Annotated in this window: 21 protein-coding genes and 1 pseudogene; 12 read left to right on the top strand and 10 right to left on the bottom strand. The window is 69.0% G+C overall.

Translation table 11 applies throughout. The annotated features are described in order from the left end of the window. Positions 1–6 precede the first annotated feature (6 nt). The 4 genes and pseudogenes from AC16DP_RS05650 to AC16DP_RS05665 all read right to left on the bottom strand — a co-directional run. Positions 7–294 (bottom strand): annotated as a pseudogene (locus tag AC16DP_RS05650) (tyrosine-type recombinase/integrase); the annotation flags it as partial. 304 nt (positions 295–598) lie between these two features. Further along, positions 599–1390, bottom strand: a complete 792-nt coding sequence (istB, locus tag AC16DP_RS05655; protein ID WP_329732605.1) for an IS21-like element helper ATPase IstB — start codon at positions 1388–1390, stop codon at positions 599–601. Continuing rightward, entirely contained in the window at positions 1362–2849 is a 1488-nt protein-coding gene (istA, locus tag AC16DP_RS05660) for an IS21 family transposase (protein WP_329732604.1), read from the bottom strand. Before istA ends, istB begins: the two co-directional genes overlap by 29 nt. Then, the gene (locus AC16DP_RS05665) at positions 2846–3226 is read right to left on the bottom strand and encodes a hypothetical protein (protein ID WP_329732603.1); all 381 of its coding nucleotides are present in this window, start codon (positions 3224–3226) and stop codon (positions 2846–2848) included. The genes istA and AC16DP_RS05665 overlap by 4 nt, the downstream gene beginning before the upstream one ends. A gap of 653 nt (positions 3227–3879) precedes the next feature. Here AC16DP_RS05665 and AC16DP_RS05670 point away from each other — a divergent pair. Together AC16DP_RS05670 and AC16DP_RS05675 are read left to right on the top strand one after the other, a co-directional pair. After that, positions 3880–4434 carry a hypothetical protein gene (locus AC16DP_RS05670; protein WP_329732602.1) on the top strand — a complete coding sequence of 185 codons (555 nt, stop codon included), beginning with the start codon at positions 3880–3882 and terminating at the stop codon, positions 4432–4434. A gap of 51 nt (positions 4435–4485) precedes the next feature. Continuing rightward, complete coding sequence (locus AC16DP_RS05675) at positions 4486–5388, top strand: LysR family transcriptional regulator (protein ID WP_329732601.1); 903 nt, start codon at positions 4486–4488, stop codon at positions 5386–5388. Between the two features lie 49 nt (positions 5389–5437). Here the strand turns inward: AC16DP_RS05675 and AC16DP_RS05680 are convergent, their stop codons facing one another. Continuing rightward, on the bottom strand, positions 5438–5758 hold the full coding sequence (locus AC16DP_RS05680) for an NAD(P)-binding oxidoreductase (RefSeq protein WP_329732695.1): 321 nt from the start codon (positions 5756–5758) through the stop codon (positions 5438–5440). Positions 5759–6463: 705 nt separating this feature from the next. Here AC16DP_RS05680 and AC16DP_RS05685 point away from each other — a divergent pair. From AC16DP_RS05685 to AC16DP_RS05705, 5 genes are all read left to right on the top strand, one after another. Beyond that, a complete protein-coding gene (locus AC16DP_RS05685) occupies positions 6464–6694 on the top strand; it encodes a hypothetical protein (protein ID WP_329732600.1) in 231 nt (76 codons plus the stop codon). Continuing rightward, complete coding sequence (locus AC16DP_RS05690; protein WP_329732599.1) at positions 6682–7380, top strand: hypothetical protein; 699 nt, start codon at positions 6682–6684, stop codon at positions 7378–7380. Before AC16DP_RS05685 ends, AC16DP_RS05690 begins: the two co-directional genes overlap by 13 nt. A gap of 341 nt (positions 7381–7721) precedes the next feature. Then, positions 7722–7970 carry a hypothetical protein gene (locus tag AC16DP_RS05695; RefSeq protein ID WP_329732598.1) on the top strand — a complete coding sequence of 83 codons (249 nt, stop codon included), beginning with the start codon at positions 7722–7724 and terminating at the stop codon, positions 7968–7970. A 603-nt stretch (positions 7971–8573) separates the two neighbouring features. After that, positions 8574–8891, top strand: coding sequence for a hypothetical protein (locus AC16DP_RS05700; protein WP_329732597.1), 318 nt, complete (start codon positions 8574–8576; stop codon positions 8889–8891). Positions 8892–8934: 43 nt separating this feature from the next. Further along, the gene (locus AC16DP_RS05705) at positions 8935–10665 is read left to right on the top strand and encodes a hypothetical protein (RefSeq protein WP_329732596.1); all 1731 of its coding nucleotides are present in this window, start codon (positions 8935–8937) and stop codon (positions 10663–10665) included. Positions 10666–11155: 490 nt separating this feature from the next. Here AC16DP_RS05705 and AC16DP_RS05710 read toward each other — a convergent pair whose 3' ends face one another. From AC16DP_RS05710 to AC16DP_RS05725, 4 genes are all read right to left on the bottom strand, one after another. Beyond that, positions 11156–11404 carry an ATP-binding protein gene (locus AC16DP_RS05710; RefSeq protein WP_329732595.1) on the bottom strand — a complete coding sequence of 83 codons (249 nt, stop codon included), beginning with the start codon at positions 11402–11404 and terminating at the stop codon, positions 11156–11158. A 47-nt stretch (positions 11405–11451) separates the two neighbouring features. Then, positions 11452–13233, bottom strand: a complete 1782-nt coding sequence (locus AC16DP_RS05715) for a hypothetical protein (protein ID WP_329732594.1) — start codon at positions 13231–13233, stop codon at positions 11452–11454. Between the two features lie 24 nt (positions 13234–13257). After that, complete coding sequence (locus tag AC16DP_RS05720; RefSeq protein ID WP_329732593.1) at positions 13258–14085, bottom strand: HEAT repeat domain-containing protein; 828 nt, start codon at positions 14083–14085, stop codon at positions 13258–13260. A 234-nt stretch (positions 14086–14319) separates the two neighbouring features. Continuing rightward, positions 14320–15177 carry a hypothetical protein gene (locus AC16DP_RS05725; RefSeq protein WP_329732592.1) on the bottom strand — a complete coding sequence of 286 codons (858 nt, stop codon included), beginning with the start codon at positions 15175–15177 and terminating at the stop codon, positions 14320–14322. A gap of 192 nt (positions 15178–15369) precedes the next feature. On the opposite strand from AC16DP_RS05725, the gene AC16DP_RS05730 reads away from it, so the two are divergent. The 4 genes from AC16DP_RS05730 to AC16DP_RS05745 all read left to right on the top strand — a co-directional run bounded on the left by AC16DP_RS05730 (position 15370) and on the right by AC16DP_RS05745 (position 23225). After that, positions 15370–16764, top strand: a complete 1395-nt coding sequence (locus AC16DP_RS05730) for a sigma 54-interacting transcriptional regulator (protein ID WP_329732591.1) — start codon at positions 15370–15372, stop codon at positions 16762–16764. Beyond that, entirely contained in the window at positions 16761–20600 is a 3840-nt protein-coding gene (locus AC16DP_RS05735) for an nSTAND1 domain-containing NTPase (RefSeq protein WP_329732590.1), read from the top strand. The genes AC16DP_RS05730 and AC16DP_RS05735 overlap by 4 nt, the downstream gene beginning before the upstream one ends. Positions 20601–20680: 80 nt before the next feature. Continuing rightward, positions 20681–22351 (top strand): ADYC domain-containing protein, encoded by a 1671-nt coding sequence (locus AC16DP_RS05740; protein ID WP_329732589.1) that lies wholly within the window; start codon positions 20681–20683, stop codon positions 22349–22351. Between the two features lie 235 nt (positions 22352–22586). Then, a complete protein-coding gene (locus AC16DP_RS05745; RefSeq protein WP_329732588.1) occupies positions 22587–23225 on the top strand; it encodes a DUF3575 domain-containing protein in 639 nt (212 codons plus the stop codon). 32 nt (positions 23226–23257) lie between these two features. On the opposite strand, the gene AC16DP_RS05750 is transcribed toward AC16DP_RS05745, so the two are convergent. Next, positions 23258–24037 carry a hypothetical protein gene (locus AC16DP_RS05750; protein WP_329732587.1) on the bottom strand — a complete coding sequence of 260 codons (780 nt, stop codon included), beginning with the start codon at positions 24035–24037 and terminating at the stop codon, positions 23258–23260. A gap of 452 nt (positions 24038–24489) precedes the next feature. Here AC16DP_RS05750 and AC16DP_RS05755 point away from each other — a divergent pair, with 452 nt between their 5' ends. After that, positions 24490–24900, top strand: coding sequence for a hypothetical protein (locus tag AC16DP_RS05755; protein ID WP_329732586.1), 411 nt, complete (start codon positions 24490–24492; stop codon positions 24898–24900). The last annotated feature ends 144 nt before the right edge of the window (positions 24901–25044 follow it).

Consider the following 25044-nt stretch of genomic DNA (forward strand, 5'->3'; position numbering starts at 1 on the left):
GTGCGCGTACTTCATCATCATGTCGATGGTGGCGTGACCCAGCAGTTCCTGTGCTGCTTTGAGCGTCATGCCCTTCATCACCAAGTGGCTGGCGAACGCGTGGCGGAGCGTGTGCCAGCAGCCCACCTCACGGAGTCCTGCCCCCACTCGACTGCCCTTCGGTGGTGAAGCGCGGGCCGCAGCGGTACTCTCTGACCCCGGTTTGTTCTTCCTATCCGCGTAGCACGCCGGGCGCCGCGCCGTCAGAACTCGTAGTTGGTCTGATGGTAATTGAATTTTCCGCACTCGAGGCATTCGTACCAGCACTCATTCCACTGCGAGGTCTCAGCGCTTCCGAAGTGCGTCGCAGAGCTTGCGTAGATGACGCGGGTCTCCTTGCTCGCGCAGTTCATGCAGCGGGAGAACCAGCCATTCGCAAGCGGATGCTCCGAGGCCGGAACGCCCGAGCCCACGTAGGTTCTCGCGTAGCCACTGTAGACGGCAGCGAAGATCCGACGGAATTTGACGGTCGGGTCGGCCGAGCTCCCCGCCCCCCAAGACGACAAAACCCCCGGTCGTTGGGGCGACCGGGGGCGGGGGCGTCATGGGGGCTGGGCGCTCAAGCGGATTTGGCGCGCTTGCGCGTGGGGGCCGGAGGTGTCGGCTGCGGGTCATGGCCCGCGTGCTTCTGCCTCCAGGAGTCCGCGTCGATGTCCAGCACGTGGCAGTGCTGGACGAAGCGGTCCACCAGGGCCGCGACGCACGCCGCACCTGGGAAGACAGTCCCCCATTGCTTGAATGACAAGTTGGTGGTTATGACCGTCGCGCGTTTTTCATGCCGCTGGCTGATGATGTTGTAGAGCAGGTCTCCAGAGCGGCTGTCACACGGCAGGTAGCCCAGCTCGTCGAGAATCAGCAGGTCTGGCTGGAGGTAGCGGCGTAACCGCCTGTCGAGCGCGGGGAGTGACTCCTGTTTGAGCAGGTCGGCCAGCGCGCCCGCCAGGGTGGTGAAACGCACGGTGTAGCCCTGCTGGAGGGCGGTGAGGCCGAGGTTCTGTGCCAGCATCGTCTTGCCCACGCCACTCTGGCCGCGCAGCAGCACGTTGTGTCCGTGCTGGAGGAAGTCGAGTGTGAGCAGCCGCTCGTAGAGAGGCTTGTCGATGCTGCGCGGGTGATTCCAATCGAAGCGGTCCAGGGGACAGAGGGTGCCCAGGGTGGCGACGCGGGTGCGGCGGTCGAGGTTGGTGGCATCGCGGGCCCGGTGCTCCAGTTCCACCAGGCGCTCGCACACCTGGGTGGGTGAGGCCCGGTCGCGGGTGGAGCTCTCCAGCAGGGAGCGCAAGGCCTCGGGGGTGGCGCGCAATCCGAGGGCGCGCAGTCTGTCAATCACGTCGACGGGTGGTGCACTCATCGTAAGACTCCAGGGAGTGAGGCAGCACGTCCCGGTCAGGGACATGGCTGCCGAGGTGGACTTCGAGGGGAAGGGGCTGGCGCAGGGCGAGGCGGCGCTGCTCGCACACGGCGGCCAGGGCGCCCGGGTCATGAGTGCCGCGCTGGAGCACCTCGGCGACGGCGTCGGCCAACAGGGAGGGGCCGTAGGTGTCCAGCAGCCGCAAGGTGCGGGCGGTGAGGCTGCCCACGTTGCGGCCGGCCTCCACCCAGCGGGTGAAGAGAGCCTCCACGCCGGGCACGCAGGCGCGCAGCCTGTCCTGGCCCTTGGGCTCACGTGCATGGCGCTTGAGGGCCAGGAGGGCTTCGCGGTGCTCGGGGGCTTCCACCAGCTGGCGCCGGCCCCAGCAGCGGGCATGGCGGGCCACCTCCTGGGCGCCGTCCAGCAGACGCACGCAGGTGTCATCGGCCACCAGGGTGAGGCTGGTGCTGGCGTAGCGTGGGGGCACGGAGTAGCTGTTGGTGTCCAGGCGGATGAAGGCGGTTGCATCCACGCTCACCGGCTCCACCCTGTCGGTGCTGGCCGGTGTTGGTGGAAGCGGCAGCAGGCGTTGCTTCTCCTCGGCCAGGCACTCGGCCACGGTGCGCCCGGGCTGCGTGGGGTGGGGGCGCGCATGGGCCACCTCCTGAAGGAAGGCCCACAGCTCCTGGTTGCCCTGCTCCACCGAGTGCACGCTACGGCCCGCCAGGAAGCGCTCGCGCAGGTAGCGGATGGCCCGCTCCACCTTGCCCTTCTGGTTGGCTTTACGTACCGCGCACACCCTCGGCTGCACCCGGTAGTGCCCCGCCACCTCCAGCAGCAGCGGGTGGAAGCGCACCGCGTCCCCATACCTCTCCAGTACCACCGCCTTGGGGTTGTCGAACAGCCATTGCCGGCTGGTGCCTCCAAAGCAGCCCGCCGCTCTCACCAGCGAGCGCACCAGCGAGTGGGCTCCCATGTCGAAGACAAACTCGCCCCACATGCCGCGCGACCAGGCCAGCACCTGGACGAACAGCCACAGCGCCCTCTCCCCGCCGGGCACCTTCACCTTTCCCACGTAGGCCCAGTCCACCTGCGACTGCTCGCCCGGCAACGGCTCCACCCTCAGGAAGGCCTCCCGCGTGGGCCGCGGGCGCACCCCGGCCACGTACTCGCGCACCGTCCGGACGCTGCCCTCGTACCCTCTGCCCCTGAGCATGTCGTACAGCCTCGTGGCTCGCAGCTTCGGGTAGCGCGCCAACGTCTCGGTGATGAAGTCCGTATACGGCTCCACCAGCCGCGGCCTCTCCTGTCGTGACGGCCCGCGCCCCTCCATCAATCCCAACACCCGGCGCACCACGTCCCCGTGCACCTCGAGCTGGCTGGCGATGGTGCCTACCTTCCAGTGCTCGGCGTAGTACAGCCGGCGCACCTCCGCCTCCACCTGCGTGTCCACCGTCACGGCAACCCTCCCGCTGACTGCGCCTGTCTCAGCGCGTGCATGTCCTCGAAGTCACCCAGGCCGTGCACCTCGCCGGCCATGCGCTTGTCCCGTGGCGCGACGAGCTGCACGTCGTAGAAGAGGCCGCGCATGCCCACGCCACGTGCGTCGGTCAATCCCAGCCAGTACGAAACGGCCGTGGCGTTGGCACACAGCACAACGCGCACCGGACAGTCCATCCACAGCGCCAGTCCTTCCAGCAGCGTCGTCACCGTCCGGCCGTGGCGCAGGTGCGTCAACGGGGGCAGCACCGCCCTCAGCTTCTCCTCCGGGCCGTGCGTCAGCAAAAGGCGCGTCTGCGTGGCCGAGGGCCACATCAGCAGCGAGGGGCAATCCATGCTCAATCTCCACGCCGGCTCGCTCGCATGCACCGCCCATCGATGCGCCCGGCTCGCTCGGCGCCGCGCACTCCACAGCAGCCGGAGGAGACCGCGAAGGTGGATCCGTCACGCTATACTTGGTACGTTGGCTCAGCCGCCGCCTGTAGGCGCGTTGCCGGTCGCGGTGGTCCAACCGCCCCTCCTCGCTGCGCTGGTGGCGGGCCCGGGCGGCACGCACCACTCGCTGGCGGCCGGCCTCGCGGCACTCCGGGCCGCAGTAGGACTGGCCCCGATAGCAGGAGGGGCACAGGAAGAAGACCCTCAGGCACCAGGAGCAACGCTCCTCGAGAAGAAGCTCCACGTCCGCACACTCCGAGCGGACGGGCAGGAACTTGACGGAGCTGCGCAGCGGCGGCACTCATGCCGCCAGCCGACCGCAACACTCCGGAGGGCTCGGGTGGCACAGACCCGGGCCCTCTCTTTTATGGCCGCCCGCTACTGCTCAGGTGGTGTACGTCCCCCTACCACTCCGGTCGAATTCTCGACCCGACCGTCAAATTCCGTCGGATCTTCGCTGCCGTCTACAGACGAGAACCCGCACGCCCTGGCGGAACAACTGCTCGGCTTCTTCGCCGAACCCTGACACCTTCTGTCTCCTGGAGCCCTCCCCCATGTCCTGCTTCTTCAAGTCCGCCCTCCTGCTCGTCTTCCTCGCCACCGCCGGGACGGCCCATGCACAGACACACATTGAAACCCAGCCACTGGCCCTGGCCTTCCGGGGTGTGAGCGTGGGGGCCCTCCACCAGGTGGGCCACGTCAAGTTTGGAGGGGGTTTCTACTTCTTCTCCTTCCCGGACTTCTTCGTCGACCAGAGCCCGGGCAACGCCAACGAGGGCTGGAACGTCACCGTCTCCCCCGCCTTCTGGTTGGAGGGCAATTACCAGTTCCAGGAGGATGGGACGGGCCTGGGCCTCGGCGCCAACGTCGTCTACTCCAACTTCCAGATCACCCAGGACACCGCCCCCGGACGGGCCCAGTACCAGGCGCTCGTCTTCATCCCCAAGGTCACCTATACGTGGGTGTTCTTCTCCCACCTCGTCGTCTCGCCGGGCCTCGGACTGGAGTTGCACGCCAAGGTGGGGGGCAACACCACGGTGGGCACGAATGACTTCGAGCCGCTGCGCCTCCAGCCACTGCCCATCCTCAGCGTGGGCTACCGCTTCTGAGCCGGGTGGACGCCGCGCTCCAGCCTCTGGAATGCTGGAGGGGTGCTCGACTTGAATGACGTCCGCGTGTTTGCCCGGGTGGTGGAGCTGCGCAGCATCTCCGGCGCGGCCCGGAAGCTGGGCCTGCCCAAGTCCACCATCAGCCGCAACGTGGCCCGGCTGGAGGAGGCGCTGGGGGCGAGGCTGATCCAGCGCTCCACGCGAGGACTGGGGCTGACGGACACAGGCACCGTCTTCCACCGCCACTGCCTGCGCATCCTCGAGGACGTGGAAGCCGCGGAGGCGGCGGTGAGTCAGTTGCAAGGGGCTCCCCGGGGGCTGCTGCGGGTGAGCGTGCCCGCCACCTTCGGCCACTTCTTCCTCGGGCCCCTGCTGGCCGAGTTCCTCCAGCGCTACCCGGAGCTGCGCGTGGCGCTGGAGGTGACCAACCGGCGGGTGGACCTGGTGGAGGAGGGGGTGGACGTGACCATCCGCGCGGGGCGCCTGGCCGACTCCTCCTTCATCTCCCGCCGGCTGGGGGAGGCGCGCTTCGTGCTGTGCGCGAGCCCGGCCTACCTGCGCCGCCGGGGAACACCCCAGGAGCCCCTGGAACTGGCCGCGCACGAGGTGGCGGATGTGGTGCCCTTGGAGGGCAGCCGCACCTGGCGGCTCTCCGGCCCCGCGGGCCAGCAGGTGGACGTCACCCTCACCCCCCGCCTGGGCGTCAACGATCCAGGCATGGTATACAGGGTGGTGCTGGGCGGCACGGGGCTCGGCTGGGTGCCGGAGTTCCTTTGCGCGGAGGATCTGCGCGCCGGCCGGTTGCGCCCGCTTCTCCCGGGCTGGAGCCTGCCCGCGGCCGAAATGCACGCCCTCTTCCCCAGCCAACGGGACCTGGCACCCAAGGTCCGCGCCTTCGTCGATTTTCTCGTGGAGAAACTGGCCCGCCACGGTGCGGTCCAGGCGCCTCGATAGCCGATGGCCACGCCACAGCGCGGGGATGCGCGCTCGGCGGCTTGCGCGATCATGAAGCGCGCCAGGTCGGCACGGGTGAGCTCACTGCCACCGGGCACGCCCGCGTCGCGAGCGAGGCGGTAGCCCCCCGGGCCGGTCCATCCAGCAGCCGCGGCGGGCGGACGATCGTCCAGTCCAGCCCGCTCGCCTTCACGTGCTCCTCGAGCCGCAGGTGGTCCGCATGCACGTGGCGGAGCAGATGACGGCCGATGAAGCGGAAGAACAGGGGCTCCGTGCCCGTGGGGGTGACCATGCCCGAGGTGATGACCAGCAGGCGGCTCACGCCCCCGGCCTTCATCGCGGCGATGATGCTCGCCGTCCCCTCGGACATCACCGGGGTGGGCGACAGATCCTGTCGCTGGTGTGGTGTTGAGCCGCGAGCAGTCACGCCGCCAAAGACGCCCACGCCCCTGCTGCCACCCCCTGGGGAGGCCACCGGGCCGGCGTGTGCCCCAGGGAGCTGCACCGTGTCTGCACCAGCCCGGCCCCCAGCCCTCGTGGCACCCGTCAGCAGCCCTCCTCGCCCCCTCGGCTCCAGCCCTCTCCCTCCACACCGCCCCCATTCCGCCTATACGCCCCCGCCCAGGACAAACTTGACGCGCTTGCATGGCGTCTTCGCCCCAGGGGCGACACTGCGGCCATTTCTGGTCCCCACGGCGGCGGCGCCGGGCGAGGACGAAGCAGCAGCGGGAGGAGCGGGAGCAGGGAGTACGTGCAGGAAGCGGCAGCGCGTCCCGAGGCCGGACTGGGCCGGGTTGCTCCGCAGGACGTTCGCGGTGGATGTCTTCTCCTGCCCAAGCTGCGGGGGCAGGCGGCGAGTGCTGGCCCACCTCACGCAGGGCGCCGTCATCCGGCGCATTCTCCGCCACCTTCAGCTGCCTGAGTCCCCAGCTGTCCTGGCTCCGGCCCGGGGGCCACCGCAGCTGGAGCTCTGGGAGTAACTCACAGCGCAGGGACGCCCCCTCTCGCGGAGCCCGAGGCGACCGGTCGTCCGCGCAGGGGAGAGGTGCGCCTGGAGCGCGACGTGCAGTCCCCCATGGGGACCCTCCTGCACTGTCCACGGCGTGTCGCGCGGCCCTCCTGGCCGACCACCTACCCCGGCTGTCGCCCGCAACAGGGCTCCTATCCCGCCTATACTCCGACGGATGGCTGGGCCCTCAACCGGGGGAGCTGGTTCAATTTCAACACGGTCGCGCAGCTGCCGAGCTTCGACTTCGTCGGGGTGGAGACGGGCGTGAACGTCGGCGGCTGGACGTGCGCGAGCTGAACGGCACGGGCGTACCGCTGGAGAACAGGAGCACGGCCTTCCTGGCGCTCATCCTGGAGACCAACGCGAACCGGATGGCGTCCATGGGAGGCTACGTGGCGGCGTCCCACCGCTTCCAGTCGGGCCCGGTGGCGCCAGCGTGGGAAGGGCAGGTGAACCTGTATGGGACGGTGCGGCCCCACCCGGCGCTGGAGACGCGGCTGGAGGTGTTCCTGGACCGCGTCTCCTTCGGCCCGCGCCTCATCGAGGACCTGGGAGATAACCGCTTCCTGCTGAGCCCGCTGCTGCCGGACTCGATGTCGCTGACGCTGCGGCAGCAGTGGGTGGTGACGCCGAGGCTGACGCTGCAGGCCTACGCGCAGCTCTTCACCGCCTACGGGGCGTACGGCACGTATTACGAGGGAGTGTCCGACGCGTCCCGCACGCCCATCCGCTTCGCCAGCCTGGTGCCGGTGGAGCGGGAGAACACGGAGGACTTCCACGACGTGGCGCTGAAGCTGAACATGGTGCTGCGCTGGGAGTACCGGCTGGGCTCGACGCTGTACGTGGTGTACACGCACGGGCAGCAGCGCTTCCCGGTGGCGGACGGCGTGAGGCCGCCGCACACGCTGATGCCGAGGGGGCTGCTGGCGGGAGCGGCCAACGACGCGCTGATGGTGAAGTGGTCCTGGTACTGGGGCGCGTAGACCCCCCTCTCCCCTCGGGAGAGGGACGGGGTGAGGGTCTTCCCCCCGTACACGAATGTTCAATCGGGTTCAACATCCGTGCATGCAGGCGCAGGAGGCCGGCTACTCGCTGCCGCTCCTGACCCACCGTGTGAAGCAGGGCCCCTGCGGCGCAGGCATCGCGGCATCTACCGTCTCACGCACGACCCGGCTGTTCGAGTCCTCTGAGCGATGCCCGGAGGTTACTTGCCGCTTCAGGCTTTTCAACCTATGGAGTTGACTCAAGGGACTCGGATCGATTGCGACGGAGCCGAGCAAGCCCTGTAGGGCCTGACTTCTCAACCTCAGCGGGGAGCGGAGCAATGATGAAGGTTGTAGCAGCGTCGGCCGAAACGAAAATGGAGAGGTTCCCCATTGCGCCGGCACAGTTCCTGACCAACCTCTTCGCGCTTCTCCGAACGGCCGGTCACGAGCGCATCATCAAGCTCCTGGCGTCCTCTACGACCCAAATTGGCGTCCACAACTACGGTAACTGGAACGGAGGCACGTATAACTGGGGTCTCGTCTTCCGGGTCGACATGGAGTCCTTTGGTAGATTATCCGAAGCGTAGAAAGTCAGAATTGATAACGGAAGTCAGTTGAATGTTCCGGTCAAGCCATATGACACACCCTGTTCGACAATCTCTTGGCAGGGCCTTCACTCGGAGATGCTCGCTCCGACCTCTGATGGCGAACAGGTCTAGATATAATATAACTGACTTCCGTTATGATACGTAGCTGCGTGCTCCATCTAGGGCTCCCCTGAACGGGACGTGAAGAAACCCGATCTGAACTGCGCTGTTGCGCAAACGGGATCTGATTCCCACATGAGCTTGAGTATGAATGCCGATGTTCCATTGCCCGGACTCGATCGACTGATGGATGTTTGCCGGAAGCACGGCTTACCCATGAAGACCCTGCCACCAGGACACTCTCCTCCTGCCGCTGGGTCACTGGTGGCGGGGCACCCTTTCGATCCCATTCTCGCGACTGTCTACAGGCGTCTTGGAGGAGCCCTGCTAGGAGGGAAACACGATGGGGTGCTTTTTCTCAACCGGGTCGATGACCAGGTAAATGGAGTCGAACGGGAAACCGAAGAGCTACGCGACGGAGAAGAGCCCTTCCACTCCTCCGTCGCCTTCGGGTCCATTCCCGCGCTTGCCTCGTATTACGCCGTGGTGCCGAAGTTGGCCGACGAGCAGGGCCGCCAACCGGTCATCTACTTCGAGACCTACATGGATAGGTACGCCTTGCCCATCGCCTCGGACGTGGACCGATTCTTCGACACCCTCTCGCGCTATATCGACCTGCTCGTGGAGGACGAGGGCTTCCGCTCGGGTGGTAAGCGAGACGTTGAGTTCCCGGATAGCGTGCCCGAACTCATCGCCCGTGACCGGCGGCTGGTCGAGATGATCGTCACCGGCCGCTTCGACTTCATCATGAACCTGGGGGACGAGTTCCAGGACTGGCTCGCCCGGGTGAAGTCGGCCTGATGGAGAATCACTCATCGGCTCCGTCCCCTCTATTCCAAGCGCCATGAGTCAGGAGACATTCGCAGCGCTGCGCCCTGCCGACTACGGCTACAACACGGCCAGCGCCGCTCGATGCATCGGCGTTGAGCTCGCGTGGTGGGTATGCATCCTGGCCCTGGTGCTCCAAGCCTGTGCAACGACGGGAGCGATGGATGACCTCGAGCCCGAGGAGGACCTTCCAGCGAAGGAGATTGGAAGGGCCCTGCATCCCTCATGGGAGACACGCGACGCGGAAACGGACGAAGAAGCACGCCGGGCTGAGGCCACGGCGGCCCTGTCGGGCATGCGCGGAGTGGCCAGCCACGTGGAGGAAGCCGGCGCCGAGCTGGTCTTCCGGTTCTGGGCACAGGACGGCGTGCTGACACTGCTGTCCTGGAAGCGCAGTGCCGGAGAAGCTGGCTTCACGGGCAAGGTGGATTCATTCGTCCGGGATTTCGAAGTCTACCTGCCCACCTACGTGAGGGCTCGCACGGGAGAGGTTGTCTTCACCCTGCTCCAAGAACAGCGGGGCTGGAGCCTACGGTCCGTCACCACCGCCGAGGGTTCCAAGCCACTGGAGGCCAGGACATTGCCTGTGCGGCGCTCGGGCGTGACGGCGGACACTCTCGCCCAGGCACATGCCGTGGCCATCCAGCTGGCCAAGGGGCTGCGGGTCCCCAATGGGGGCAATGCCACAGTGTTGGCGGATGTCCTGTTGGATGATGACCGAGTCCTAGGCGCGACGACCGCACGCTACGAGTCCCATGGCGGCCCGCCCGTCCGAGAGCCCTCGCCGGAACTGGCCGCGCAAATCACTCAGGCGCTCCTGCCGTTCACCCACGGTATTGGACCGCGCACGGTCCGGTTGACGCTGCAGGCAGAGCATCACCGGGCGGAGCGGCATGCGCGCTGGCGAGTGATGGAGGCCGAGACGCTACGCCCGGAGTCACGCTCCTCGCCCGACCTCGTCGCCGAGCACTACGCGCTCTACGAGCGCATCCTCCGCGAGTGGAGGGAGGAGACCCAGGCCGCCTTCCTGCAAGCTGGGGTCACCAGCACCGAGTTCCTCGCCACCTGGTTCATCAGCAGTCTCGCGTTACGAGGCGGCATCACGCTCTTCGAGGCGGTGGCGCCCAGACTGGCCCCCATCCTGGCCCGGGGTGGCTCGGAGGCCGTGGCTTGGTTGCGTTCCTTCCTCGCCCGGGTACGTCCAACGGAGCGGGAACAGTTCCATCGCTTGTGGACGAAGGCCCAGACGCAGGGGCTGTCAGCCGCGGAGAAGGAGCAGTTGCGCAAGCTCATGGCCCGCTTCGAGAAGCTCCTCGGTACGAAACTTGACCGTTATGAGAGCAACGAACTCAGGCGGATGGCGCACGACGACTTCTACGAGAAATTACATCCCAATCTGGCGAAGCTCCTGCTCGATGATCGGGCAAATCTCTATCCCGTGCATCATCGCGTTCCAATTGAGTACGCCCATCTCTTCGTGCGGTTGAACATCAACGCCAAAGAGAACCTTTGGGGAGTGCACAAGTCCGTTCATCAAAAGATCAACAACATTTGGACGGCATTCCGGCGGGCAAAAGGCAAGGCCACTGCGGAAGATGTGCGGAAAGTGGCTGCCATCGTCGACCGGCACTTTGGTCGCTGGTTCAACCAACGTTATGAAGCGAGCCGCTCCGCATCCGCACTCGCCAAGGCCGAGGCGGATGCACTCGACGAAGTCAAGGTGCTGGTAGACCTCCTCATGAAATGAGCATGACTGCTGATATCGCACTGCATGGGCTCGACCGGCTGATGGAGGTGTACCGGAAGCACGGGCTGCACATGGAGACCCTGCCGCCGGGGCGCGCGCCTCCCTCGGCTGGAGAGCTCGTAGCGGGCCACCCTTTTGATCCCGTGCTCGCGGCCGTCTACAGGCGTCTTGGCGGGGCTATTTTCGGCGGGGAATTCGGGGGGCAACTCTTCCTCGACCAGGTCAATGATCAGTTGAATGGAGTCGTACTGGGGACCGAGGCATTTCGTGAAGAGGAGGACCCCTTCCGCTCCTCCGTCTTGTTCGGGAGGATCCCCGGGCTCGCCTACTACTACGCCGTGGTGCCCAGGCTGGCTGACGAGCGGGGCCGCCAGCCCGTCATCTACATCGATGCCTACATGGACCGGTACGTCCTGCCCATCGCCTCGGACGTGGACCGCTTCTTCGATGCCCTCTGCCGCTACATCGACATGCTCGTGGTGGAGCAGGGCTACCTGTTCGATGGCATGCCCGGTATCCATTTTCCCACCAGCGTGCCCGAGTTCATCGCCCGTGACCGGCGGCTGGTCGAGATGATCGTCATGAGGGTGCTGCGGTTGCCGTACCTGTCCTCGAGAATCTCCAGCATGTCCCTGCGCTCTTGCTCCTTGAGCGGCGCCAGCCCCCAGTCGTCAATCACCAGCACGTCCACCTTGGCCAGGCGCGCGAGCACCCGCGCGTGGGTCCCCCTGCACGACAATCCGGGCCCTCGGCCACTCCCTGCCGGGGCAGGCTGGCGACCAGTCCCTAACGCTGGTGCATCGCCGCATCCAACTCCGCCTGGAAGGCGCTGTGCCGGGGGAACTCCTCGCGGAACCGGTGGAGGAGCTCCGGGGCCCGTGCCGGCTGTCCTCGTCTCTGGAGCACCTCGGCGCAGGCCGCCAGCAGCAGGGCGGCCTTGCCGTAGCTGCGCCGGTGCTTCTCCCGCACGATGGCGCGCGCCCGCTCGCGGGCCACCGTCAAACACCCCTCCGACAGTTCCTCCTGCCGGGGGCGGCTCACCGAAAACGCGGGAAGGACCTCGGCGTACGCGCGGGAGAGCCGCTCCGACAGCTCCCGCTCCGCCTCCTCCGTGGTCCAGGGCTCGTCCTCCAGACTGTTCTCCAACGCCGTGCGCCACAACTCCTCCACGGAGCGTGGGGGCCCCTCGGGAGAAGACGGGCCCGACAGCCACAGCAGCAGGAACGGCACCACGAGCCCCTGGGGATTGTCATTGTCCGACCACCCGAGCACCTTCGCATTCGCGGCGCTCTTCCAGGCCGCCTGCCAGTCGTGCCCGAGCAACCGGGCATGGGCGAGCAGCACCTCATCCAGGCGCGGGTACGGCTCGTCCCGCTCACCCCTCGGCAGCGGGGGTTCTTCCCAGGGCATCGGCCCCGTGTCGTCCGGTCGGGCCAGGGCCTTTTCCAACTGCCGCGCGGCCCGCTTCATCAGGCGCGCGCGCTCGGGCTCGGTCTTGCCGCAATCCCGCAGCTCCAGCAGGCGCCTCAGGTCCGGGCTGGCCACCAAGGACTCCCAGCGGGCTTCGCGGACCTGCTCGGGGCGTGCGAGGCGCTCGGCGGCCGTGGCGAGGAAGTCCGCCACCCAGGCGCGCAGCGGCAGTCTGGCCGGCAGGGCTTTCAGGGCCTCGTGGGCCGTGTCGAGCACCTCGCGCGGCTGCCCCTCACGTTCCAGCAGCGCGAGCAGGTCCACCCAGGCCCTCGGGTGGCGGCCCCGTCCGGCACGTGCCAGCTCGCGCAATCCCTCGGCGCCCCGAGACAGGCCCACGGCCTCGCGCAACCAGGCCTCGGCTTCCGAGTCGTCCTCCTGCTTGCGCAGGAGGGCTTCCCAGTCGGACAGGAAGGCCTCGAGCTCCGGTAGCGGCTCGGGGGAGATATCACTCACCTCCTGCAGCTTTGGCCGTGGGCCGAAGCTCCACCGGTCCGCCTCTTTCATCGCAGCCCACAGCGCCTCGGCGCGCCGGGCGGGCGGCGTGGTCCGATAGAGGGCGCACAGGTAGCGGGCCCGGGCCTCGGGCACGTCCACTTCCCCGAAGTGCTCCGGGCGCAGGCCCAGGCCGTAGTCGTCCTCGCGTTGGAGCAGCTCGAACAGGGCCCGGTAGGCGTCCCGGGCGAGCGGCCAGCGGCCTCGCTCGAAGGCCCGCTGCGCCCGCCGGAACAGGGCCGTCACGGGCGCGACGAGCTCCGCGTAGGGACCGGGGCCGGAGTCCTCATACTGGTCGTACTCGTCCCAGTCGGAGGGGGCCTCGTCCTGGAGCTCCTCGAAGCGCTGGACCTGCTCGGTGATGTCGGCCAGCAGCTTGTCCTGGAGGGCGTGCTCGAGTTCCTGCTGCCGGTCATCCGGGACGGGGGTGAGCGAGTCCAGGAAGGACTGCCGCTCGGAGGGGTGGACATGGCTGGCCATGGCGCGCAGCACGGTGCGCAGGTCCTCGAGCGAGGAGGCACCGAGCCGCGTCTCCACCGCCCCCCAGAAGGACTTGAGCGAGAGCCGGGGTTTCCAACCTTCTTGCTGCTCGACGTCGGGAGTCATGCCGATAGGGTATGACCTCTCCCGTCATGAGGACACCTCCGCCAGACGTGTCCGCGATGGCCCATCCCGCTCGCCCTGGTACATGGCGAGCACGGACTGCCGGGCGCTGGCCATCTGCTCCGCCGGCACTCCGCCCAACGCGAGCGCCGCCGCCTTGCGCACCTGGGCATCATCGCTGTGCAGCAGCGACTGAATCTTGCCGGCCGACCCGGCGCTGATCTTCTGGGTGTCCATGTTGCCGAGGATCTTCGCCGTCACCTTCGGGTCCGTGGAGGCGGCCGCGGCCGACACCGCGGCGTCCGAGGCCGGGCCGTGATAGCCCGAGTAGACGTTCTGGATGTCCTCGGCGATGTTGGTGGCGGCCTCCTGGCGCACCTCGGGCGAGGGGTCGCGCACCAGCTTCTCGTACAGGTCGCCCGTATTCTCCAGGGCGCTGGTGCGCCGCATCGAGCGCACGGTGGCGGCGCGCACGGCCGGGTCTCGCTCTTCCAGGGCCCGCTTCGCCACGAGCTTGATGGCCTCGGGGTCCGCCCCGCGCTCGGTCCGCGCCACCAGCGCGGTCGCCAGGTGCTCGGCCATGACGGGGTCCGTCTCACGCTCGAACGCGGCCTGGAGCTCGTGAGCGGGCAGGGTGACGGCGGACTCGCGCAGCAGCGTGCGCAGGTACTTCTTGTAGGCCTCGGAGTTGGACTGGAGCCCGCGGCGGATGGAGTCCATCAGGCCCTCGACCGAGCAGCTCCCGCCCTGGAGTGCTGGGCCCGGGGCGGCCACCTGGGCGGCGGCCTCTGTGGGCACGAGGGGGCAGAGCGTGAGCGCCAGCAGGAGGGTGCGGAAGGTGGCGGTGCGTGTCATGGGAGCTCCCGGGCTCACTCGTGGCGGTCGAGGCAGTTGAAGGGGTGCTGGTGAGGTTGTGCGCCGCCATTTGTGGTGTTGAGCCTCGAGCAGTCACGCCGCCAAGGACGCCCACGCCCCTGCTGCCTCCCCCTGGGGAGGCCACTGGGCCGGCGTGTGCCCCAGGGCGCTGCACCGTGTCTGCACCAGCCCGGCCCCAGCCCTCGTGGCACCCAGGGCCGCGGCTGAAGCGGCCTACGGCACGGGGGGAAGACCGCCGATGGCGATGAAGCTGGTCACGCTCAGGGTGTAGTTCTCGAGCTTCTCGGCCCGGACCAGGCGGTCGGCGGTGGCGCTGAACCAGACCTTGTTGACCCGGTGGCCGTCGGGCACGAGGATCTTCGCATCGCAGTAGAGCAGACCGAGATCCGAGCCCTGGAGCGGCACCTCGTAGCAGAACTGGGCGTACTTGTAGTCCACCCGGTTGCTGTCGAAGTTGCACATCGACGCGACGACGTCGCCACCCGCCCGGTAGATGAGCTGGTGATTGTCGATGCTGTTGCCGAGCAGCTCGGAGTTCCACCCGGAGACGTTGGACGTGAACGCGGTGTAGCTGTCACAGGCCGTGCTGTCGACGGTCTCCATCATGCTCACCTCGTTCGCGGAGAGCTCGCGGACCTCGGGGGTACGGCCGCGCCGGGCCGCCTCGCGCACATGCACCTCGCGCAGCGGGGCGGGGACCTCGGTGCCCTCGGGCGCCACCGCCAGGAACGCCTCCAGCGAGGTGGCTCCACGCGCGTTGAGCCGATCCAGGGAGGAAGGAGCGTTCAGCGGGGCCACCTCGGTGATGGACACCACCGGAGTGCCACCGTTTCCGCCCTCGTACTCGACGGTGAAGCTCAGCCGGGCGCCCCCGGCCGTCTCGAACTCGCCGAGAACCTCGGAGCTGTACTCGATGACCTGGCGCTCGGCCTGCGTCGCGTCCGCCTCCGACTCGGGCCCACAACCGGTGAGCGCGAGCATCGCGCCCGCCAGGCTGGAGACCAGGGCCCGGGTGGTGAAACCAGGGCGCTTGTTGCTCGGGATGGACTTGCTGGAGATCGTGTTCGTCATGGCCGTTTCCTTGAGTGGGGGTTTCCGTTTGCCGCCTCCAACCCATGAGCAAGCGGCGGGCCAGCCGCTCCGGCCGCGATGAAGCCTCGAAGGACGCGGAAGAACGCGCTCGCGCCCGCCTGGGAGCGGGGGGAGCGGCAAGAGTTGCATGCAACACCTGCATGCAACGCCTGCCAGGGCTAGACTGCCCCCATGCGCGAAGAGGACCAGACCTGGACCCAGGACAAGGTGCGCGTGAGCGTGCGCGCCGGGTGGTTCCGTCTGCTCGTGGTGGATGGAGCGACCTCGTCCATGGTGGAGCTGCCGCCCAAGGGGCTGCTGCTCGTCGGGAGGGCCCCGGAGGCGGATCTCCGGCTGGCGGACCGCTCCGTCTCCCGGCGGCACGCCCGCATCTTCCTGGACGAGGGCCAGATGCGCATCACCGACCTCGAGAGCCACAACGGCGTTCGCGTCAACGGACAGCCCCTGACGCAGGTGCACACGCTCCAGCCGGGTGACGTGGTGAACATCGGCGAGGTGCACCTGGTGGTGTACACCGCGGCCGCCTCGACGCCCGCGTCCCCCGCGGAGGGCGCGCCCCAGGTCACCGAGCTCACGCTCGGCGAGCGCACCGTGGTGGTGGCCGACCCCGCCATGAAGCGCCTGTACGAGCTCATCCGCCGGCTCGCGGCCAGCGAGCTGCCGGTGCTCATCCTGGGCGAGACGGGCGCCGGCAAGGAGAACGCCGCCTTCGCCGTGCACCACTGGTCCCGCCGCTCGGGCAAGCCCTTCGTGGCCCTCAACTGCGCCACCCTCGGCGAGACGCTGGCGGAGAGCGAGCTGTTCGGCCACGAGAAGGGGGCCTTCACCGGGGCGGCGTCCGCCAAGGAGGGTCTGCTGGAGACGGCCGCCGGGGGGACGGTCTTCCTGGATGAGGTGGGAGAGCTGCCGCAGGGCGCTCAGGCCAAGCTGCTGCGGGCCCTGGAGGCGCGGCGCATCCTGCGCGTGGGCGGCACCCGGGAGCGGGACATCGACATCCGCATCGTCGCCGCCACCCACCGCCAGTTGGAGAGGGAGGTGGAGGCCGGGCGCTTCCGGAGGGATCTCTTCTTCCGGCTGGGAGGCGCGACCGTGGTGCTGCCGCCGCTGAGGGACCGTCCGAGCGAGGTGGGCGTGCTGGCGCGCCGGTTCCTCGACAAGGCCTGTGCCGCCACCGGACGCGAGCCCCTCACACTGGCGCCGGCCACCCTGGAGGTGCTCGAGCGCCATGGCTGGCCAGGCAACGTGCGCGAGCTGAAGAACACGCTGGAGTATGTGGCGGCCACGGTGGATCAGTCCCTCGTCGAGCCGAAGCACCTGCCCGAGCGCATCCTCTCCGCGCTGCGTTCCCCGGAGCCAGGGCCCGAGGCACCTGCCGAAGCCCCCTCACCGGCGGCGGCTCCCTCGCGCCGCGGTGCCTCGGTCTCCGAGGAGATGCGCGCCCTCGAGCGCGAGCGCATGGTCGAGGCGCTGCGTGCGACGGGCGGGGTGAAGGTGCGCGCGGCCGAGCTCATCGGCATGCCGATGCGCACCTTCGCGCTCAAGTGCAAGCGGTACGGCTTGCCGTGAGCACCGCTCCGGCCCAGTGGGAGCCACCCGCCTCCTTCGAGGAGTACCACCTCCTGCGCGCGCTCGGACAGGGGGCCATGGGGCAGGTCTACCTCGCGCGCGACACGCTGCTCGACCGGCTCGTCGCCGTGAAATTCCTCTCGGGCCTGGCCCCGGACGAGAGCCAGCGGGAGCGCTTCCGCATCGAGGCGCGCGCCGTCGCCCAGCTCCAGCACCCCAACATCGTCGCCATCTACCGCATCGGCGAGGTGCTGCGCCGCCCCTACCTCGTCTCGGAGCTCATCCGCGGCACCAGCCTCGACAAGCTGGAGCGCCCCGTCCCCTGGGAGCGGACGCTGGACATCGGCATCGGCCTGGCGCGCGCGCTGGCGGCGGCACACCGGCACGGCGTGCTGCACCGGGACATCAAACCCGCCAATGCCATGCTCACCGAGGAAGGCGAGGTCAAGCTGCTGGACTTCGGCCTCGCCAAGCTGCTGGATGCCGGCGAGCGGGGAGGCGCGCGGGCACGGCCAGAGGCCCCCTCGCGCGAGCCGCTGCCGCTCGGCATGGAGCCGGCCGGCGCGGACAGTCTGGCCACGCTGCCGGCCGCGGGAGCGCTCGCGGCGACGCCAGCGGTGGGGGACCGGAAGGAGAGGCCCACCAGCGCGCTGACGGCCACGGGCGCCTGGGTGGGGACGCCCCGGTACATGGCCCCGGAGCTCTGGCGCGGCGAGCCGGCCTCGTTCCGCAGCGACGTGTACGCGCTCGGCGTGCTCCTCCATGAGCTGTGCGCGGGCCAGGCGCCCCACCACGGCCTGGGACTCCAGGAGCTGCGCGAGGCCGTGCAGCTGGGTCGCGCTCCGCCGCTGGCCTCGGTGGTGCGCGGCGTCGAGCCGCGCCTCGCGGCGCTCATCGACCAGTGCCTCGAGCCCGAGCCAGCGCGACGGCCCGCCTCGGGAGAGGCGCTGCGCGAGGCGCTGGAGTCGTTGCGTGAGGGGGAGCAGGAGGCGGGGGGGGCGACGGCGCGGCCCTACCCGGGCCTGCATGCCTTCTCCGCCGAGGAGCGCGGGAACTTCTTCGGCCGCGGAGCCGAGGTGCGCGCGCTGCTCGAGCGCCTGCGCGCCGAGCCGTTCGTCCTGGTGGCGGGGGACTCGGGCGTGGGGAAGTCCTCGCTGTGCCGCGCCGGGCTGCTGCCACGCATCGCCGAGGGGGCCCTGGGAGGACAGTGGGCGGTGGTGGCGGTGGTGCCCGGGAGGCACCTGCTGAGCGCGCTGGCCGCCGCGCTGGCGCCCCTGCTGACGCTGAGCGAGGCCCGGCTCGCCGAGGAGCTGCGCGCCGATTCCCTGGCGCTGGCACGGCTGCTGAGGACGCACGCCGGAGGGCGGAGCACGCTGCTCTTCGTGGACCAGTTGGAGGAGTTGCTCACCCTGGCCGTGCCGGAGGAGGCCGCCCGGGTGGCCGAGGCGCTCGGGAGGCTGGCGGAGGGAGTGCCCGGTGTGCGGCTGGTGGCCACCGTGCGCGGCGACTTCCTCACGCGGCTGGCCACCCTGCCCGGCCTGGGCGAGCGGCTCTCTGGAGCGCTGTACGTGCTGCGCCCGCTGTCGGAGACGGGGCTGCGCGAGGCCATCACCCGGCCGGCGCGCGCCAACGGGGTGTCCTTCGAGTCGGAGGCGCTGGTGGAAGCGCTGGTGGCGGCGGGGCGCGCCGAGGGGGGGCTGCCCCTGCTGCAGTTCGCGCTCGCCGAGCTGTGGGAGGCCCGGGACGTGGGGCGGCACCTCATCCCCGCCGCCACGCTGGAGAAGCCAGGCGGCGTCGCGGGCGCACTGGCCCACCACGCCGATGGGGTGCTGGCGAGGCTGTTGCCCGCGCAGCAGAAGGTGGCCCGCGAGCTCCTCCTGAGACTCGTCACGCCGGAGGGGACACGGGCGCGGCGCCCGGCCTCGGAGCTGCTGGGAGAGGGGGCCCGGGCGGAGGACGCGCGGGCCGTCCTCGAGACGCTGGTGCGCGGACGGTTGCTGGTGGCGCGCGAGGCCGAGGGAGAGGCGGCCTACGAGGTGGCACACGAGGCGTTGCTCACCCGCTGGGAGCAGCTCCGCGGCTGGCTGGCGGGAGATGCCGGGCGCCGTGCGGCCCACCAGCGCCTGGAGCGGGCCTCGGCCGAGTGGCAGCGGCTGGGGCAGCCGAGGGAGGCGCTCTGGGGAGCCCGCCTGCTGGCCGAGGTGCGCGCGCTCGAGCCGGACGAGCTGGCGCCGCGGGAGGCCGCCTTCCTCGTCTCCTCGCGCCGGGCCGTTCGCAGGGGCCGTCTGGTGCGCCTGGGCGCCGCGCTGGCGCTGCCCCTCGCGGCGGCGCTCCTCCATGGCGGCAACCTGCTGCTGCTGCGGCTCGAGACGGACCGTGAGGTGGGCCGGCACCTCGAGACGGCGCGGCATCACCTGCAATGGGCACGGCAGCAGAACGCCGTCATCGAGGCGCTGCGGGAGCGGGCCTTCACCGCCTTCGATGGGCGGCGGAAGAAGGAGAGCGAGGAGGACTGGGCCCGCGCCAACGAGCTGACCGCCCGGATGAACGAGCGGGGCCATGACCTGGCCCGCCAGGAGTTGGAGAAGGCGATGTTGCGCGACCCGGGCCGGGCCGGCACGCGCCACCTGCTGGCGGGAGCCCTCTACGAACGCCTGGTGCTGGCGGAGCGCGACCACCAGGACGCCCTGCGCGGACACCTGCTGCGCCAGCTCGAGCTGTATGACGAGACGGGCGAGTACCGCCGCCGCTTCCACGCCCCGGGGCGGCTCGAGCTCGAGACGCGCCCCGCGGGAGCCACCGTCCGCGTCCAGCAATACGTGGAGGAGGAGGGCCGCCCGCGCCTGGGGCCCCACCGGCCGCTCGGCACCACCCCGCTGGCGGGAGTCGCGTTGGAGCCCGGCTCCTACCGGCTGGAGCTCCACCTGGCCGGCCGTCCCCCCGTGCTCTACCCGCTCCTCGTCACGCGCGGGGAGCAACTGCACCTGCGCCTCCCCCTGCCGGCCTCCGTCCCGGAAGGCTACGTCTACGTGCCTCCGGGCCGGTTCCTCTTCGGGAGCCGGGATGAGGAGCTGGTGCGGCGCGTCTTCCTGCAGACGCAGCCGCTGCACACCGTGCGCACCGGCGGCTATCTGATCGCCCGCCACGAGGTGACCTACGGCGAGTGGTTGCGTTTCCTGCGCGCGCTGCCTCCCGCGGAGCGGGCCCTGCGCCGGCCCCTGGCCACCAACACCTTTGGCCGTGTCGCGCTGAGCGAGCTGCCCGGGGGAACGTGGCAGCTCACCCTGCAGCCCCGGACACACGCCTACGTGGCCCGCGAGGGCGAGCCGGTGCGCTACCTCGAGCGCGAGCGCAACGCCGAGCAGGACTGGCTGCGCATGCCCGTCTCCGGAGTCTCCTGGGAGGATGCCCGGGCCTACGCGGCGTGGCTGTCCGGCTCGGGCCAGCTGCCCGGGGCCCGCCTGTGCGAGGTGCACGAGTGGGAGCGCGCCGCCCGCGGTGCCGATGCGCGCATCTACCCTCACGGGGACCGGCTGGAACCGGGGGACGCCAACTTCGACCGGGCCTATGGACAGAAGGTGCTCGCCTTTGGCCCGGACGAGGTGGGCAGCCACCCCGCCTCGGACAGCCCCTTCGGCATCGCCGACCTCACGGGCAATGTCTGGGAATGGAACCAGGTGGCCGCCGAGCCCACGGCCGCCCTCTACTCGGGCGGCAGCTTCTACCAGGACGTCATCAGCAACCGGAGCAACAACCACGTGCGGGGCGAGCCCTCGCAGCGCACGGCCCTCATCGGCCTGCGCATCTGCGCGGACCCGCCCGTGCCGGACCCCTGAGCCCTCCTCGAAGCCTTGGCCGATCACTTGCACGCCTGGAGACGGCCAGGAACACCCGCCGTAATAGGGAGGTATTCCGGATGATTGGGAGAGAAACGAGGCACGGACTGAAGCGGCTCGGGCTGTCCACGGTGTTGGCGCTCCTCACCCTGGCCACGCGTGCCGGGGCGGCGAACGAGGGGTACGAGGGACAGCAGGGCACGCGCCTGCATGGGACGGCGCCGGAGCTGTTCGAGCGGGTTTCCATCCCGTTGACGAGCGCCACCACCCTGGGCGGCATCGCCATCCAACAGGTGGTCATCGACAAGGGGCAACTGAAGAGCGGAGTGCCCGCGTTGAAGGGCGCGCAGTGGAGCGGAGCGCGCTTCAATGCCTGGGTGAAGACCGAGCTGGTGACCTTCCAGATTTCCCAGGCCCAGCCGCACCGCAACGTGTACGCCGACCCCGACTCGCCCGAGAGCCTGTCGGCCACGGTATGGGAGTACGAGGTGAAGTGGAGCTCACCTGCTCTGGGGAGCGGGGAGCTGTGCCCGGGGAGCGCGGCGCTCGTGCTGCCGGGGAGCTGGAACGGAGCGCGCTACGCGCACAGCACCACCACCTTCTCCTTCGCCTGCCTGCCCCGGCGGCAGCTCGACGGGACCCTGGTGAAGGGAGGCGTGGCGGCCAAATGCGTGGACTGGGGCTACCCTCCCTGGACGAGCGAGGATCCGAGGTTGGACAACAGCTCGCTGTCCCTGACGGAGATGGATGCGATTCGCCACCACCTGGCCTGTACGGCCATGGCCACCGCGGACTTCTGCGGCGAGGCCCGGCCCAACACCCTGGACGGCACCCCCATCACCCTCTTCCACCAGGGCAATGTGCGGAGCGAGGTGGTGAATGCCTATTCGCCACCGGTCGTCTCGGGAGGCCCGCTGGGGCAAGGCTTCTTCTTCGAGGCCGCGTGGGTCATGGTGGATGCGAGCACGGGTCAGCCCCTCCTGTCCGCCCCCCACTTCCCGACGACCCCGGTGCGCGCACAGGCGCTGTGCCTGACGAAGAAGCGCTGGGCCACGCTTCCGCCCGCGGGCACGTGCACCATCCAGGGGCCCCTGGTGGATCCTCGAAGCGCGTGGATGGATCCCCGCCAGCCGCGCCCTCCTTCCCGGTACTGTGAGGAGTACAGCCGGGACGAGCTGATACAGAATGGCGCCGTGCTGTTCTCCTACTCGAGGTTCCTCGACGCCGGGCTCTTCCGGTTCAAGCGCAACAACGAACACACCCAGTACACCGACCAGTTCCTGAGCACGGCGCACATCGTCATCAACCCGCAGCCGCCCTACACCTACCAGCCGGATCCCTCCCTCTTCCCCAACGCGGACGAGTACGTGCTGGATACCCGCATCGCGCTGGGCTTCGAGGGCCCGCTCTTCAAGTTCGACGCCCCCGCCACGGTGCTGGACGGGCTGCCGGTGCGCCGGCTGCTGCGCTACCGCCAGAAGGATGGCACCGGACGCTTCGTCACCCTGGTGGAGGGAGCCCCGGTGCCCGCTGACCATCAGCTCGACCTGGATGCCCGGGCCCAGGGCGTCGAGGGCCATGTCCGTGATGGGCTGGCCCCCGCCACCACCCCCCGCCCCCTCCACCTGTATGGCAATGGGAGCGACTACTTGACGAGCACCCAAGGCAACGTCCCGGACTTCATGCAGCGCACGGCCTCCCCCATGGGATACATGCCTTCGCTGGCGGACTACGCGGCCCAGCAGCCGTGAGCAACTGTCAGAAGGGGGGCCGGGTGCCCACTCCGCCGCTGGCGCCGCCAACGCACTGCGTGAACGGTGATTGCGTGCCGCGGGAGACGGACGCGGTGGGGACGCAGCCCCCGCTGACGGATGGGAACGGTGCTGTCCATTGTTTGTTGCGGGCAGGCCGGAACAAGGGATGATGGCCGGACAACGCGGGAAGGAAGACATGCGCGGCCTGAGACAAACACTTGTATGGATATGCATGGTGGCCAGCCCTGCCCTGGGAGCACAGCCCCCGGGAGCAAAGGCACAGCCTCGCCCGCTGAGCACCGTGCTGTCGGTGGATGCCGTGAGCCTGGTGCGCAGCACCTTGCAGCTCGAGGGAGAGCGGGTCCTGACGGAGAAGCTCAGCGTCCAGCTGGGAGTCGGCCTCTCGCTGTCCGCCAGCCGGGTGGGCCGGGAGGTTCCCATCGCCAGCGCCGGAGGCTTCGTCACCCGGCGCGTCGAGCAGGGCAACACCACGGGCACCGTGTCCCTGTCGCCGGGCGTCCGCTACTTCCTGTGGGGCAGTGCTCCCGAGGGGCTGTGGGGTGGCCTGCAGCTCGGGGGAGGCGTGGGCCGCAGCTTGTTCGACAGCCGGTCGGATGGCGTGGCCGAGCCGTCCCGCATCACGAGCCTGCTGACCCTGGGCGGTGACGCCCTGGTGGGCTACTCGCTGCTGCTCACCCGGGGCTTCATGCTCCAGGCCGCCGTGGGGATGGGGGCCGCGTACACGACCTACGAGGAGTCGTCGACCCTCTCGATAGGGCCGGATGACCAGCCCTCCCATGGACCTCCCTCACGCACGCACCGCTGGGACTTCGGCCCTACCACCCGGCTCGCGCTCGGCTGGGCCTTCTGAGTCCGGGCGGCGTGCACGGCCTCGATTCCTGGCTACGGTACCGGGCACGCGGGGCTGGCGCTGGGGCAGGTGCCGCAGCCGGTGCCCTCGCAGTACTGACACGCGTCCCGCACGGCCGGATCGCTGGGCGCCGACTGGTCGTGCACCACCTGCACCTGGCAGGCCGCCGAGGCCCGGTTCCCACTCGGATCCGTGACCGTGAAGTGCACCGTGTACACACGCCCGTTGCCGTGCCCCTGCCGCTCCGAGCGCAGCCGCGCCGCCGACCCGCCCCCCAGCTCGATGTCCCGGCACGTGTGGCCATCGCCCACGGCGTCATCCACCAGCGAGTCATCCTCCACCTCATCCGACTCGGCCCTGGAGATGACACCCACCGCGTCCACGTCCAGCGGACCGTGACACCTGTCCACCACGCTCTCCACGCAGTGGCTGAGCTTGAAGTCCAGCATCTCATGGTTGGGCGCCCACAGGCTCACCGGCGCCGGCTTGAGGGTGATGATGGGGGCGAGGGTGTCCACCACGCACACCTGGTGCCCGCAGCTCGCGCCCTGGCCAATGGAGTCGCTCGCCGAGCACGTCCCCGTATTGCACCCCAGCGGGAAGAAGCTGCCCGAGGGCGGCTGGCACGACACGCTGTAGCCCGGCACTCCGCCCGTGACCGAAGGGGAGAAGCTCGCCACCGCGCCTCCGTTCTCGCACTCCAGCGTCTGCGAAGCCGGGCAGTCGATGTACAGCGGCGGTGGGGGATCTCCCGCGCAGTCCGGTGGGCTGACGGCGACTGCCAGGACTCCCAACATCACGAATGCCTTCATCTGTGAGTGCCTCCCTGTTTCAGGGAAGCATAGACCAGAAGCGGGGGGCTGTCCGGTGTCTGGTGGAGTGTCCACTTGACCGGGGCAAGCCCACTGCTCTCCGGGGAGCAGCTCCCGCGCATCTGTTGAGAGGTGGGATTGGCTCCGCCCTGCTGCAGCTGGGACGAGTGGCCGGGCTGGACATGTACGGGGCGGCTTCCGCTCGCTCGCATGAACTGGTACCAGGAGGACCTGGCCGCCCTGCTGGATCTGCTCGGCCGTGGAGCCGTGACAGGCAAGATTGTCCTGCTCTGCAACGGCTGGGGAACAGCCTTGCCATGGACGAGCCATCCCTCCCTCCTCCAGGAGTGAGGCCTTCTCCTCGGCCGCCTCTTTCCATCCATTTCTCTCGTGGGCAAGATTTTCCAGGAAACAGGTTCACGTATTTCAAACGAACCTGGGGAGAAATCATCGTGAAAATGAAGATTACATTCTACGGATTCCCAGACAATGACCCTCCAAGCAAGGACATCGCATTTCCTGTCATCCACCAGCAGGCGGGTGGAAGGGGAACCTTCGAAGATCCCATCACGGCGGCGACGGCTACGCCTGAAAACGGCGGGAGGTTCACCCCAGGCACGCGCATGTACGTGCCCTCGCTGCAGAAATACCTGATCGTCGAAGACTCGTGCGCATCGTGCAGCCCGGACCAGGTCGATATCTGGATGGAGAGCGATGAGCGTTCTCCAAGCGAGATCGTCCTGAAATGCGAGGAGGCCTGGACACCAGACACGCCGGTGGAGGTCGAGATCTCTCCAACTCAGGGCCGTCCAGTGAATACCGGTCCTTTCTTCGATGTGAACTCCTCAGCCTGTACGATATAGACGGCAGCTGAAAATCAGGATCTTCTGTAGCTGAGGTGGGCGCTCGACGGTGGACGGAGGGTCTCCGGTGAGAGACGGGAGAGGAGCGGTCGGAAGAGGCGACTGTCACTCTGGCAACAGCCCTGGTCGCGGAGTTGCAGTGCG

This window comes from Archangium sp., from assembly GCF_057119385.1.

Bases quoted from the DNA above. Each gene is read 5' to 3' on its own strand.
- AC16DP_RS05685 (WP_329732600.1), top strand. From the start codon at position 6,464: ATGGGGACCCTCCTGCACTGTCCACGGCGTGTCGCGCGGCCCTCCTGG.
- AC16DP_RS05695 (WP_329732598.1), top strand. From the start codon at position 7,722: ATGATGAAGGTTGTAGCAGCGTCGGCCGAAACGAAAATGGAGAGGTTC.
- AC16DP_RS05750 (WP_329732587.1), bottom strand. From the start codon at position 24,037: ATGAAGGCATTCGTGATGTTGGGAGTCCTGGCAGTCGCCGTCAGCCCA.
- istB (WP_329732605.1), bottom strand. From the start codon at position 1,390: ATGAGTGCACCACCCGTCGACGTGATTGACAGACTGCGCGCCCTCGGA.
- AC16DP_RS05705 (WP_329732596.1), top strand. From the start codon at position 8,935: ATGAGTCAGGAGACATTCGCAGCGCTGCGCCCTGCCGACTACGGCTAC.
- AC16DP_RS05670 (WP_329732602.1), top strand. From the start codon at position 3,880: ATGTCCTGCTTCTTCAAGTCCGCCCTCCTGCTCGTCTTCCTCGCCACC.
- AC16DP_RS05720 (WP_329732593.1), bottom strand. From the start codon at position 14,085: ATGACACGCACCGCCACCTTCCGCACCCTCCTGCTGGCGCTCACGCTC.
- AC16DP_RS05740 (WP_329732589.1), top strand. From the start codon at position 20,681: ATGATTGGGAGAGAAACGAGGCACGGACTGAAGCGGCTCGGGCTGTCC.
- AC16DP_RS05730 (WP_329732591.1), top strand. From the start codon at position 15,370: ATGCGCGAAGAGGACCAGACCTGGACCCAGGACAAGGTGCGCGTGAGC.
- AC16DP_RS05680 (WP_329732695.1), bottom strand. From the start codon at position 5,758: ATGTCCGAGGGGACGGCGAGCATCATCGCCGCGATGAAGGCCGGGGGC.
- AC16DP_RS05665 (WP_329732603.1), bottom strand. From the start codon at position 3,226: ATGGATTGCCCCTCGCTGCTGATGTGGCCCTCGGCCACGCAGACGCGC.
- AC16DP_RS05745 (WP_329732588.1), top strand. From the start codon at position 22,587: ATGGTGGCCAGCCCTGCCCTGGGAGCACAGCCCCCGGGAGCAAAGGCA.
- AC16DP_RS05715 (WP_329732594.1), bottom strand. From the start codon at position 13,233: ATGACTCCCGACGTCGAGCAGCAAGAAGGTTGGAAACCCCGGCTCTCG.
- AC16DP_RS05725 (WP_329732592.1), bottom strand. From the start codon at position 15,177: ATGACGAACACGATCTCCAGCAAGTCCATCCCGAGCAACAAGCGCCCT.